The sequence below is a fragment of the Brevibacillus fortis genome, assembly GCF_046196545.1.
Classification (GTDB): Bacteria; Bacillota; Bacilli; order Brevibacillales; family Brevibacillaceae; genus Brevibacillus; species Brevibacillus fortis_A.
Genome location: NZ_CP176370.1, coordinates 2,656,633 through 2,668,276, shown reverse-complemented (window position 1 = coordinate 2,668,276; position 11,644 = coordinate 2,656,633). Strand labels below are relative to the sequence as shown.

Below are 11,644 nucleotides of genomic sequence, written 5' to 3'. Positions count from 1 at the left end.
TCTCCTCAATTAGTGGGAGAGAAAAGGGAATGAGACATCCACCTTTTCTACACCCGCTTCCTAGAGCGAGAGGTAGGGGGAGAAATTTTTTGTATACAAAAAAATCCAGACAAAGAGACCTGGATTGGGTGTCAATATGTACCCAGCCTTCTCTTCTCTCCTCGACCTAACTCATCTCAACTCTGCTCAACTCATTCTCTGCTCTCAGCCGGCTTTTGCTTATTACCGGAAAAAACGAGGCGCTCTCGTTTCACTTATGGTAAAAGAGAGCGCCCTAATTGTCAACCGCGATTTGTCAAATCCGGGCGCAGCTTGACTGCTTCACGCAAAAAGACGTGATGAATGTCTTTTGCTGTCTTGTCCGTATTCACATGCATCATGACACGAATACAAAGTGGCAAGCCACCCGGCACCGGGATTTCTCTTGCGCACATGAGCGGTACATATTGCCAAGCCTCTCCTTCAAGCAGGCGGGCCGCTTGAGCAGGGAAGGTCGCACAGAGGTCCTCTGTCGTCGTGATAATAATGCTGCCAATGTCTTCGGGGTTTACTTCATTGCGGCTTACCATTTCCTCCAACAACCATTTTGTAGAGGAGACAATCTCTTCGCGCGTATCGGCTTCCACCGTGACTGCGCCTCTGATTCCTCTCATTCCCATCCTTATCCCTCCACTTCTTCTCTCATGACGGCCAGTATGAGTTCTTCTTCTATATTTTTGACGACTTCAACCTGCCCGATTGCCCGAGGCAACACCAAGGCCAGCTTTCCGCCTACCGTCTTTTTGTCTCGTTTCATGGCTTCCAGCACAGCCTCTGGCGAGAGATTACCCGGCCACGCCGTTGGCAGGTGGAACAATTCCAGCATCCGTTTCGTACGATTGTATACACCTGTCTCGGCAAAACCAATGCGTTCCGCTACCTTGGCTGCCAAACACATCCCAATTGAGATGGCTTCCCCATGATTCAGGCTGGAGTAAGCAGACAGCGCTTCAAATGCATGACCAAACGTATGACCCAAATTAAGCAATGCACGCTGCCCTTGCTCTGTCTCGTCTTGCGAAACAATAGCCGCTTTGACTGCGCAACCTTTTTCAATGGCTTTCCCTAATAATTCTGAATCGAGTTGCCATAGCTTATCCGCGTTGTCTTCCAGCCAATCGACAAAAGCAGCGTCGGCGATAAGTCCATGCTTAACAACCTCTGCAAAACCTGCTGCGACTTCACGCTTCGGTAAACTATGCAATGCTTTCGTGTCGTAAATGACAACTTTTGGCTGATGAAAAGCACCGATGAGATTTTTGCCGAGTGGATGATTGATCGCTACTTTTCCACCAACCGAGCTATCATGTGCGAGCAAGGTAGTCGGCATCTGAACGAAATCAATGCCGCGCATGTACGTAGCAGCCACAAATCCAGCCAAGTCTCCGACGACTCCACCACCGAGAGCCAATACAGCAGATTTCCTGTCCAGCCCTGCTTCAATAGCCTCTGTCATCAATCGCTCGTAGACAGCCAGGCTCTTCGATTGTTCTCCAGCAGCGATGACAGCTGAATGGGCCTGATACCCATGCTGCCGCAGAACATCGAGCAAAGGCTCCAAGTAATGAACGGCTACATTCTCATCTGTGACAATCATCAGCTTGCTAGTAGAAGCAATTCCTGCCTCTACTAGCAACGCTGCTGCATCGTGCAAAAGACCGTCGCCTATCACAATCTCGTAGGAACGCTCACCCAGCTCAACAGTCAGCTTCTCTACACTCATTAGAATTTCTCCGTGTACGCACGGTATTGACGTACATTTTCTGCCATGTCGTCAAGAGAATCGGAAGGGAATTTTTCGCACATTGCACTCGCGATCTCCCATGCTACAACTGCCTCCGCGACCACACTTGCCGCTGGAACAGCACAACTGTCGGAACGCTCAATGCTCGCTGAGAATGGCTCTCTCGAGTCAATATCCACACTCATCAATGGTTTGTACAAAGTAGGGATCGGTTTCATGACACCGCGAACAACTACAGGCATTCCTGTCGTCATTCCGCCTTCGAGTCCACCTGCACGATTTGTTTTACGGCTGTAGCCGGTTTCTTCGTTCCAAATAATCTCGTCATGAACTTGCGAGCCTTTCAGACCGGCTGCCTCGAATCCGATACCGATTTCGACACCTTTGAAAGCCTGAATGCTCATAATCGCTTGTGCAAGACGTCCATCCAGCTTGCGGTCCCATTGCACATGGCTACCCAAACCAATCGGCACGCCTTCAACGATCACTGCTACGGTACCACCGAGGGAATCCCCATCTTCTTTTGCTTTGTCAATCGCTGCCATCATCAGTGGCTCTGCTTCTTTATCCAAGCAGCGTACTGGCGATTCTTCGGTACGTGCAATCAGCTCGTCCAGACTTACTTCTTGTCGCTTCGCCACGATCTCATTGATCTGGAGTACCTGTCCGCCAATACGGATACCAAATTGAGCTAGCAATTGGCGAGCAACTGCACCAACAGCTACGCGGACTGTGGTCTCACGAGCGCTAGAACGTTCCAGAATATTGCGCATATCACGTTGATGATACTTAATAGCCCCGTTTAAATCAGCATGTCCAGGGCGTGGACGGGAAACGCGACGCTTTTCCTCAGTGCCTTCCTCTACAGGTTCAGCACTCATGATTCCTTGCCAATGCGTCCAATCATTATTTTCAACGACCAGTGTGATAGGAGCTCCGGTTGTATACCCATGACGGACACCAGAAAGAATTTTCACCTGATCCTTTTCAATCTGCATTCTTCTGCCGCGACCATGGCCTTTCTGACGACGTGCCAACTGCTCATTAATTTCCTCAATGGAAATCGGCAAGTTGCTCGGTACGCCCTCGATGATAGCTGTTAATTGCGGCCCGTGGGATTCCCCTGCTGTCAAGTAACGCATCTCTATCCTTCCTCCATCCTCCAGGCAGCCTGTATCCCCTAAAGGTACTCTTTTCGGGGTGCTGTCCTTTATCACTTTTAAGCGCTATAATATCATACCTAGTACGCCGTGGAAATACAAAAGTGGCAAACGTGTGCGAAAAACCTTTTCTTCTTACAGGAAAACGCCCCTCCGTATAAGGAGAAGCGCTCTCTTTACGCTATCGCGAATAAATCAGGATTGACATACCTACACATTGAAAAAAGGATTGGGGCTCAGCGGTTTGCGAGTGTGATCTACGCGTATCAAATCATCTAGTTGTGTCCTCTCCGCCCCTAATATCTGACCACATTCCTGCAGCGTGATCAGCCCTCGACGGTATGCTTCGATGACCTTGTGTTTATCCATCTGCTGCCTCCTCTTGCAAAGTAGGTATTCCTAGTCTTGGAAAAAAACAGCAGAGATATACCAAGGCCAACATGAATCAACCCATTTTTCGATAGAAGAACGTATCCTCTGTCTCTAGTTGGTATTGTTGCGGCTGAAAAATTTGTTCCGTGCTGCCTACAAAGAGTACCCCGCCAGGTTTCAGGGCCCGGCTAAACTTATGATACAGCTCATGCTTTGCTTCTTCGGTAAAGTAAATCATCACGTTCCGGCAAATAATCAAATCAAATTGAGAATCAAATGAGTCCGCCAATAAATTATGTTTTTTGAACGTCACTTTTCTCTTCACTTCGTCCGTTATGCGATAGCTGAGTGTATCTTTTTCAAAATACTTCGTTACGAGGTCTTTCGGACAATCTTGCAGAGAGCGGTCCGTGTATACCCCTTGTTTTGCTTTAGCCAGTGCTCCCTCATCAATATCGGAAGCGAGCACGGTCGCATCCATCTTCTTGCGTAACAAAATCAGTGAGAGTGTGTACGGCTCCTCCCCTGTCGAGCATGCCGCACTCCAGCATTTCACCCGCGGCGATTGCTTCGCCAAGCGTGGCAAAATTTTATTCTCGAGAACTTCCCACCGGCCTGGATTACGGAAAAATTCCGATACGTTGATGGTCATCCTATCGAGGAACTCATAGAAAAGCTCCTTGTCTTTAGCGATGGCATCGAAATACTGGGCAAATGTGTTGTACCCCCGCTTTTGTCTCAACGAGGTTAGACGGCGCTTCATCTGTGCTTCCTTGTAGAGGGCAAGATCAATTCCAGTCATTTTCTTCACACTAGCAATAAATTGGAGAAAGTCCTTATCTTCCATGCTGAATCGTACCCCCTTTGAAAACTCACTAATTCCATTCGCTATATTTCGTCATTATCCTATCTGTTTTGACAAAGATTTTGACAAAAAAAAGAAAACCCCAATAAATGGGGTCTTCTCGATCAGTCTTAGATCCAGCGTTGGATTGTTTTCTCGAAGGAGAGAACTTCTTCAGCGGAGAACCACAGGCCGATTTCACGCTCAGCGCTCTCAGGAGAGTCAGAACCGTGGATGATGTTCATGCCAACGGAAGTAGCGAAATCGCCACGGATCGTACCGGAAGCAGCGTCTACTGGGTTAGTTTTGCCCATCATAGCGCGAGCAGTTGTGATTACGTTGTTACCTTGCCATACCATAGCGAATACTGGTCCGGAAGTGATGAAGTCTACCAGTTCACCGAAGAATGGGCGCTCTTTGTGCTCTGCATAGTGTTCTTCAGCCAGTTCGCGGCTTACTGTCATCAGCTTTGCACCTACGAGTTGGTAGCCTTTTTTCTCAAAACGGGATACGATTTCCCCGATCAAGTTGCGTTGTACGCCATCTGGTTTTACCATAAGGAATGTTTTTTCCATTGTAAGTATGCCTCCATTAGAGCTATGTATTGGTGCATAGGACACCAACGAAAATTTTATCAAAACTAGAGTGGTCAAGCAACAGTAAGACCGTCAAAATATCATTAAAATTTGCGATCGATAATATAATTGGCGATACCTGTCAAGGATGTCTTAGCTTGGTTGTTAGGCAAATCTGCGAGAATGGCATGCGCACGGGCGATATAGCGTTCAGCGAGGCGCTGCGAAAAAGCAATGCCCTCATCTTCTCGCACCATGCGAACCGCTTCATCCGTATGATCCCAAAACGTATTTTGCGCGATCCATTCCTGGAATTGCGCACGGGCTTTTCCATGATGAGCAGAATAAAGCGCAGGCAACGTAATGTTTCCATGCACCAAGTCGCTTCCAGCAGGCTTCCCTAACTGCTTTTCAGTCCCTGTAAAGTCCAAAATGTCGTCGGTAATTTGAAAAGCCATCCCCACATTGTAGCCGTACCAATACATTTTGCGAATCATGTCATCTGACGCTCCGCTTGCCACTGCTCCTAATTGACAGCTAATCGCAATTAAAAGCGCAGTTTTTCGTTTGATTCTGCGTAAATACGTACGGAAGTTTTGGTCCCAATTATTCAAATCCTTTACTTGCTCGATCTCTCCCTTACAAACCTCGACGATTGCATTCGAGAGAATTTGGTGCAATTGCGGAATCGGGAGCTGGGAGGCAATGGCCAATGCCCGCGCAAAAATATAGTCGCCGGCGTACATAGCTACTTTGTTATCCCACTTCATCCGAACAGTATCTTTTCCGCGACGCTTATCCGCATCATCAATCACATCATCATGCACCAGGGAAGCCATGTGGATCAGTTCAAGAGGAACGGCCACATGCTTTAGCTTTTTGACATCGTAATTGCCCCACTTACCTCCAAGCAAAACAAAAACGGGACGGATCCGCTTTCCTCCTGCCTTGAGCAAGTGAGTCGAAGATAGATACAGCTCTCGAACCGGCGTATCAATTGCTTTTTCCAGTTCATCTTCTATGTATTGGACATCTTTTTTCATCTTGAAGTAAATATCGACTAGATTCATCCGTTCCACCTATCTCGTCAACGTAGTATTGGTCTGTCGGCCGCCAGCTTGCCACAGATCGACGGTTGCAGGTGCCGATAAAAGTCCCAGCTCCGCTGCGCATCGGTAATAGTACTCCAGTCCAATCCGCTGAACGTCACCGAAATCGTGCTGTAATCCTTGGAAATAGTGGAGCCATCGCTCTTTCTCTCCACCGAAATGTGTGTGAACGTAGTCAATCAATGGGGCTGTATTCGCTCTTGTCTTCCTTTTGCTCTCTAAAAAAGAGGCATGGACGTCCGCGATCAAATCATGATGATCGGCAATTACCGCTCGACGAAGAGCCCAAATGGCAAAGGTCATGGAATAGCCCGTAAATTGATGCCACAGCTCTCCTAAGTCATAGACATGTAGGTCTTTGGCCGTTCGCTCAGCCGAAATGGCGTCGTCTCCGATCAAGAGCGCTGCGTCAGCATCCTCCAGCATTTCATGCAAAATAGGTTCCTGTGTAACGTAGGAAATCTCATAATCGTAAAACTTATGGAGAATGATTTTTAACAGGTTCACTGTGGTAGCCGATGTGTTGGTCAAGGCTATTTTGGCACCGTTTAATTGTTCAATCGGCTTTGTGCTGAACAAGAAAAGGGAGCCTACTCTCCCCTTGGCACTGACAGACAGATCTGCCAATGCCACGTATTCGGAGGCATGCTCTGCATAGCTAAACGAAGAAATCGGTCCCAAGTCAATCTCGCCATTCGCCATTGCAGTGTTTAACTGGGCAGGAACTTGGCGGATGAATTCGACTCGGTCTTCGAATTTCGCCTGATCAAAATAGAAGTAAACCGGCAATACATTGGTATACAAAATTTGTCCAACACGCAAAGACTTTTGCATGCGTTATTCCCCCCAACGCCGGAACAGCGAATGTGGTACATCAATTGCATCCAAAGTTTTCCCTACCACAAAATTGATCAGATCATCCATGGTTTGCGGTTTCTGATAGTAGCCTGGCATAGCAGGCAAAATCTTGACTCCCAGACGGCTTAATTTGAGCATGTTCTCGAGCTGAATCGCATTGAGCGGTGTCTCTCTCGGAACGATGACCAAGCGCCGACCTTCCTTGATCATGACATCAGCAACGCGCTCCAGTAAATTACCTGAAGCACCATGCGCGATGCCAGAAACAGTCCCCATCGAGCACGGTACTACGATCATACCGTCACAGCGATAGGAACCACTGGCTGCGGGACAATTGAAATCTCGCAGTCCCCAATAATGTAGCTCACCCGAAAAGTCTTGTTGCAGCTTCTCCTGCAATAGACCTTCTCTGTCATCCGTGTGCCAATCCAGTTCATCACGAAATACTTGCCAGCCTGCTTCTGTAATCATCAAGTGAACGATATGTCCAGCACGTAAAAGCTCCTGGACGACTCGAACACCATAGATAGCACCACTTGCACCCGTTATCCCGACAGCCCACTTTTGTTTGTTCATGCAATCACCAAGTCAATCATCGTAAAGGTAAACATCACGACACTCAAGATGCCGTTCATATTGAAGAATGCCATATCCAGCTTGGACAGGTCTGTTGGCTTCACCAGCGTGTGTTCATAGATCAAAATCGCACCAGAAATGAGCACACCTACCAGGAACCAAATAGACAAGTCTGCGACTACATACAACGACATCAGACCAACGAAAGTAAGAACGTGGCATACGCGGGCAATCAGAAGTGCATTGGCAATTCCGAAGCGGCTCGGCATGGAATAAAGCCCTTCTTTACGGTCAAAATCGGCGTCCTGACACGCATAAATGATATCAAATCCTGCTGTCCAGAACATAACGGATGCAAACAATAGAAGGCCGATGCCATCTACTTGACCCGTTGTCGCTACCCAGCCACCTAACGGACCAAACCCGATGGCAACCCCTAAAACAAAGTGGCAAAGCCAAGTAAAGCGTTTCGTATAGGAATAAAGCACAAGAACAAACACAGCGAGCGGCAACAATTTCACAGCCAAATCATTTAACTGGTATGCAGCAACGAACAACACCGTAAAGGACACCACGATAAACAAAATGACTTCCACAATCGAAATGAGGCCAGCAGGAATCGCGCGTGTGACCGTACGAGGATTTTTCGCATCGATTACCCGGTCGATGACACGGTTTAAGGACATCGCTGCACTGCGAGCGCCCACCATCGCTACCGTCACCCAGAAAATTTCCGACCAGGTAGGCCAGGCATTCTCTACTACAATGCTACCCAAAACAGCTCCCATAAAAGCAAAAGGCAAGGCAAAAAGGGAGTGCTCGAATTTAATCATTTCCAAGATGATTTTTAATTTACGTAGACCCATCTATGACACTTCCTATCTAGTGAAGAAATACCGGTTTACTCCCCATATTATGGCTTTGTGCCAATATGCAAGGCTGATACGCCGCCCATAAACAATTTGACCTGAACCGGGTCCAAGCCTGCTTTCTGAAACATGCTTGCCAGCTCGCGACTGTCCGGGAAATTGGTGAGGGATTGTGGCAGCCATGCATACTCTTCGTACTTGTTGACTGTCAGCTTCGCAATAAATGGCAAGATTTTGTAGAAATATAAGTAAAATAGCTTCCGGTACGGAATGAACGGGGGCTTGGACACTTCCAGAGAAACGACTTTACCGCCCGGCTTCACAACACGCGCCATTTCATTCAAGACCTGCTGAACATCCGGTACATTGCGCAAGGCAAACCCGATTGTCACGAAGTCGAATGTATGATCCTCGTAAGGCAGATTCATTGCATCTGCGTTCACTAGCTTTACATTGTTGCCAACACCTGCGTTCGCCACTTTATATGCCCCTACATCCAGCATATTTTGGCTGAAATCAAGGCCAACAACACTGCCTTCTTTACCAACTGCCTTGGCCAATGCAATGGTCCAGTCTGCTGTACCACAAGCAACATCCAACGCCGTATGCCCTGGCTGGATATTCATCTGCTTCATCGTGTAATTACGCCAAGCAATATGACTGCCAAAGCTGATTACATTATTCATTTTGTCGTAATCGTTTGCAATGCTCTCGAAAACGGAGTGAACGTACTCTGCTTTCTCATTCATCTGTGTCTGGTTCACTTGGCTACATCTCCTCAATTACCTTCTTCAAGCGACTGATCCGATGGGAGTAACGTGCCGTAATGGATGCAAGCATGTTCCGCGTCTCTGCAGGATGCAGCGTACGCACCATTTGCTCACATAAACCGATCAATTCAATGGCTTTCCCCTCAACGCCAGACAAAACTTGCGCGAGTGTAGCACCGGGTTTTTGCAGCAAAAAACGGGCAAAACCAAAAGGGACTTGTTCTTGCCATTTGAGCTGCTCCCACTCTCCGATCACACTCTCTACCTTGGCTGTTTGCTTCATCAGATCGCTCCAGAAGCGACGGCTATCAGCTGAATCGGCATACTCCTCTACAACAGCCACGTATAAGCCCGTATCAATCGTATTTCGCAGTTCCCAGTACTCTTCATCTGATAAAATCTTGCTATCTCGCCCAGCGATGTAGAGTCTCATTTTCGCTTCGTTCACTCGCTGAATGGCTGCCGACAACACTTGAATGGCTTGGATTTCACCCGCTGAAGCCAGAAGGTGATAATAGCGACTGCTGTAATAATCACCCGCTAGTACGGTCAGCTGTCGGTTTCGCTCCGCGCTCTGTGAGGAGTCGTACTCATTTTTTACGAGCTCATGCGTATCCAGTCCCAATTGGACAAGTCCTGTTGCTGTACATAAAACCGAAGCCTTTTCCTTCGGCATACCTTGTTCCAGCAAAAAAAGGTACAACAGCTCTAGACGATTTTCCGCCATGGAAGGAACGTCAACATAATGTTCTACATAGGAATGGGTGATTCTCTTGTAGATTTGTTCGATAATGGACCGAACCTCTTCTACATTTTGGGAAAGTTCTTTGCTCATGCGTCCTCCTCCACAAGCTGCACAACCTATAGATGTCTGCCTGTTCCGTACTGTTCCTTACTCTTCGGTCTTCCTCTGCCGTCCGGTCAAAAGGCCGTCTCTACTATCATACCATACTTCTTCCATCAGGGACTAATTCGCTCATAAAAATACGGCTCGATTCGAATAGGAAATGTACTGCTTACAAAGGTCTGGATATCCGAAGGATCGGTCAAAGGTTTGTCATGTCCTGCGAGATTTCCAGTTGTCGATTGTATGGCAATCAATAATCTCGATTCTTTTGGTGGATCCGTCTCCTCCAACAAGCGATAGTACACGGGCCCGACATTGTCTGCATAGGTACGCAAGTCGTATGTCAAACGGTAAAAATCTTGATAGACGGTGTTTAACTCTACTTTTTCGGCAGGTTTCACCACAAAATCGACATAGATCGATGGGTTTTCCCATTTTATACGCTTAATATTATAATGTGTCGACATCCTTGTAAACAAATCAAGGGCATTTTGCTCGCTTAAGTGAATGGCACGTGCCGACTGAAATGTCGGTATATCCGCTTGCATCCACTGATTTGTGGGAACGAGCGACAGCATCAGAGCCAAGAAAGTGGAAACAGCAATTGCCATCAACAATTGGCGCGGCATAGACATCCCTCCTCTCCTCCATTGTACAAACAAAAAAAGCAGGCTATGCCTGCTTCTTAGCAAAACGACTTGCTCTTTATTCGGTCGTATCCACGACGCCATGCTGCGAGTAAATCACCGCTTTTCCTCGCACCTTAATCGCAGAGGTGTGCTCAGTAAATTGAAAAATCATGACTTCGCCTTTATCGAGCTTCTCTGTATGATGAAAACGCGTATCAGTGCCTCTTGTTAATCCGATCACATGAACGCCATTTTCCTTCGCTTTAACTACGAAATAATCCTGATTAAATCCTAATGGTTGTGCCAATTTGTTTCCTCCTGACCAATACGGTATGCGCGTACGTCTAGTATGATGCCCCTTCTGACTCCAGTCGGCTCATGATCTTGTCTACATAGCGCTGTGTCTCTTGCGGCAATTGGTCAAACTTCGCTTCTAGCTCGTCATCACTGCTGATTCCCAGACGCCTCATCCGACCTGGACCAGCATTGTAAGCAGCAAGTGCTACTTTCACATCTCCATCATAACGATCCAAAAGCGACTTCAAATATTTTGTTCCACCTTCAAGGTTTTCATCAGGGTCGTATACATTGCGGACTTGCATGGCTTTTGCCGTATTGTCCATCAGCTGCATCAAGCCCTTTGCCCCTGCGTGAGATTCTACATTCGGATTAAAGTTGGATTCGGCTCTGACGACCTCTCTCACCAGATCAGCGTCCACTCCGATCGCTTTCGCTGTCTGATCAATCTTGTCCAAGATTTCCGGGGCAGGAACAGATGGCCCTTTTGCAAAGGACAGGGACTGTTCATTTTGAAGATGGGTAGGAATCTTCCAGTTCCTAGAACCATCTAGCTTGGCCAAAATCTCCTGCGAACTGATAACCCGCTGGCCGGTTGTTGCTAACTGGGACTGCAGGATGTCCGAGAAGAGCCCCTCGTCTCCATACGAAAGCGGAGAGGCGTCATAGGTTTGCGGCAATGTTTGCAAATATGGTTGAAGTGATACAGGCACCTTCATAGCATTGAACAACCCTTCCCTAGCTTGTCTACCTATCATTATAAAAAAGAAAGATCAGGAAGCCAAGAGCAAAATGGCACTACTTGGTAGAGTAGTAATTTTACATAAAAAAGAAGCCTTTGCTCAAGGCTTCTGAACGTTATATGCAGATGGTCGGAATGCAGGGATTCGAACCCTGGACCTCACCCACCCCAAGGGTGCGCGCTACCGGGCTGCGCCACATCCCGACTGTACAT

The 11,644-nt window shown here is 47.5% G+C and carries 15 protein-coding genes and 1 tRNA gene; all 16 read right to left on the bottom strand.

Annotated features, from left to right (window positions below; translation table 11 throughout):
- Window positions 1-281: 281 nt before the first annotated feature.
- Window positions 282-659, bottom strand: coding sequence for a chorismate mutase (aroH, locus tag ACKKE8_RS13875; RefSeq protein ID WP_047068990.1), 378 nt, complete (start codon window positions 657-659; stop codon window positions 282-284).
- A 2-nt stretch (window positions 660-661) separates the two neighbouring features.
- Complete coding sequence (gene aroB / locus ACKKE8_RS13870; RefSeq protein WP_409178635.1) at window positions 662-1,762, bottom strand: 3-dehydroquinate synthase; 1,101 nt, start codon at window positions 1,760-1,762, stop codon at window positions 662-664.
- Window positions 1,762-2,925 (bottom strand): chorismate synthase, encoded by a 1,164-nt coding sequence (gene aroC / locus ACKKE8_RS13865; RefSeq protein WP_409178634.1) that lies wholly within the window; start codon window positions 2,923-2,925, stop codon window positions 1,762-1,764. Before aroC ends, aroB begins: the two co-directional genes overlap by 1 nt.
- Before the next feature lie 228 nt (window positions 2,926-3,153).
- Window positions 3,154-3,312, bottom strand: coding sequence for a hypothetical protein (locus ACKKE8_RS13860; RefSeq protein WP_007716564.1), 159 nt, complete (start codon window positions 3,310-3,312; stop codon window positions 3,154-3,156).
- Between the two features lie 76 nt (window positions 3,313-3,388).
- Window positions 3,389-4,162 carry a protein-glutamate O-methyltransferase CheR gene (locus tag ACKKE8_RS13855; protein WP_106837523.1) on the bottom strand — a complete coding sequence of 258 codons (774 nt, stop codon included), beginning with the start codon at window positions 4,160-4,162 and terminating at the stop codon, window positions 3,389-3,391.
- Between the two features lie 128 nt (window positions 4,163-4,290).
- Complete coding sequence (gene ndk / locus ACKKE8_RS13850) at window positions 4,291-4,734, bottom strand: nucleoside-diphosphate kinase (RefSeq protein WP_007716560.1); 444 nt, start codon at window positions 4,732-4,734, stop codon at window positions 4,291-4,293.
- Window positions 4,735-4,838: 104 nt separating this feature from the next.
- Complete coding sequence (locus ACKKE8_RS13845; RefSeq protein WP_392428985.1) at window positions 4,839-5,804, bottom strand: polyprenyl synthetase family protein; 966 nt, start codon at window positions 5,802-5,804, stop codon at window positions 4,839-4,841.
- Window positions 5,805-5,813: 9 nt separating this feature from the next.
- The gene (locus ACKKE8_RS13840; RefSeq protein ID WP_409178633.1) at window positions 5,814-6,677 is read right to left on the bottom strand and encodes a menaquinone biosynthesis protein; all 864 of its coding nucleotides are present in this window, start codon (window positions 6,675-6,677) and stop codon (window positions 5,814-5,816) included.
- A gap of 3 nt (window positions 6,678-6,680) precedes the next feature.
- Window positions 6,681-7,277, bottom strand: coding sequence for a UbiX family flavin prenyltransferase (locus ACKKE8_RS13835; RefSeq protein WP_409178632.1), 597 nt, complete (start codon window positions 7,275-7,277; stop codon window positions 6,681-6,683).
- Entirely contained in the window at window positions 7,274-8,143 is an 870-nt protein-coding gene (locus tag ACKKE8_RS13830) for a UbiA-like polyprenyltransferase (protein ID WP_409178631.1), read from the bottom strand. Before ACKKE8_RS13830 ends, ACKKE8_RS13835 begins: the two co-directional genes overlap by 4 nt.
- A gap of 47 nt (window positions 8,144-8,190) precedes the next feature.
- On the bottom strand, window positions 8,191-8,910 hold the full coding sequence (locus tag ACKKE8_RS13825) for a demethylmenaquinone methyltransferase (RefSeq protein ID WP_017248113.1): 720 nt from the start codon (window positions 8,908-8,910) through the stop codon (window positions 8,191-8,193).
- 4 nt (window positions 8,911-8,914) lie between these two features.
- Entirely contained in the window at window positions 8,915-9,751 is an 837-nt protein-coding gene (locus ACKKE8_RS13820; RefSeq protein WP_409178630.1) for a heptaprenyl diphosphate synthase component 1, read from the bottom strand.
- 125 nt (window positions 9,752-9,876) lie between these two features.
- Window positions 9,877-10,392 (bottom strand): hypothetical protein, encoded by a 516-nt coding sequence (locus ACKKE8_RS13815; protein WP_088907225.1) that lies wholly within the window; start codon window positions 10,390-10,392, stop codon window positions 9,877-9,879.
- Between the two features lie 76 nt (window positions 10,393-10,468).
- On the bottom strand, window positions 10,469-10,699 hold the full coding sequence (mtrB, locus tag ACKKE8_RS13810; protein ID WP_409178629.1) for a trp RNA-binding attenuation protein MtrB: 231 nt from the start codon (window positions 10,697-10,699) through the stop codon (window positions 10,469-10,471).
- A 37-nt stretch (window positions 10,700-10,736) separates the two neighbouring features.
- Window positions 10,737-11,447 carry a lytic transglycosylase domain-containing protein gene (locus tag ACKKE8_RS13805; protein ID WP_409178628.1) on the bottom strand — a complete coding sequence of 237 codons (711 nt, stop codon included), beginning with the start codon at window positions 11,445-11,447 and terminating at the stop codon, window positions 10,737-10,739.
- A 111-nt stretch (window positions 11,448-11,558) separates the two neighbouring features.
- Window positions 11,559-11,635: transfer RNA gene (locus ACKKE8_RS13800), tRNA-Pro, on the bottom strand.
- Window positions 11,636-11,644: the final 9 nt, after the last annotated feature.

Excerpts from the sequence above, each read along its gene's own strand:
- ndk (WP_007716560.1), bottom strand. The coding sequence starts at position 4,734 with ATGGAAAAAACATTCCTTATGGTAAAACCAGATGGCGTACAACGCAAC.
- ACKKE8_RS13845 (WP_392428985.1), bottom strand. The coding sequence starts at position 5,804 with ATGAATCTAGTCGATATTTACTTCAAGATGAAAAAAGATGTCCAATAC.
- ACKKE8_RS13830 (WP_409178631.1), bottom strand. The coding sequence starts at position 8,143 with ATGGGTCTACGTAAATTAAAAATCATCTTGGAAATGATTAAATTCGAG.
- aroB (WP_409178635.1), bottom strand. The coding sequence starts at position 1,762 with ATGAGTGTAGAGAAGCTGACTGTTGAGCTGGGTGAGCGTTCCTACGAG.
- ACKKE8_RS13855 (WP_106837523.1), bottom strand. The coding sequence starts at position 4,162 with ATGGAAGATAAGGACTTTCTCCAATTTATTGCTAGTGTGAAGAAAATG.
- aroH (WP_047068990.1), bottom strand. The coding sequence starts at position 659 with ATGGGAATGAGAGGAATCAGAGGCGCAGTCACGGTGGAAGCCGATACG.
- ACKKE8_RS13820 (WP_409178630.1), bottom strand. The coding sequence starts at position 9,751 with ATGAGCAAAGAACTTTCCCAAAATGTAGAAGAGGTTCGGTCCATTATC.
- ACKKE8_RS13840 (WP_409178633.1), bottom strand. The coding sequence starts at position 6,677 with ATGCAAAAGTCTTTGCGTGTTGGACAAATTTTGTATACCAATGTATTG.
- ACKKE8_RS13805 (WP_409178628.1), bottom strand. The coding sequence starts at position 11,447 with ATGATAGGTAGACAAGCTAGGGAAGGGTTGTTCAATGCTATGAAGGTG.
- aroC (WP_409178634.1), bottom strand. The coding sequence starts at position 2,925 with ATGCGTTACTTGACAGCAGGGGAATCCCACGGGCCGCAATTAACAGCT.
- ACKKE8_RS13835 (WP_409178632.1), bottom strand. The coding sequence starts at position 7,277 with ATGAACAAACAAAAGTGGGCTGTCGGGATAACGGGTGCAAGTGGTGCT.
- ACKKE8_RS13815 (WP_088907225.1), bottom strand. The coding sequence starts at position 10,392 with ATGCCGCGCCAATTGTTGATGGCAATTGCTGTTTCCACTTTCTTGGCT.
- ACKKE8_RS13860 (WP_007716564.1), bottom strand. The coding sequence starts at position 3,312 with ATGGATAAACACAAGGTCATCGAAGCATACCGTCGAGGGCTGATCACG.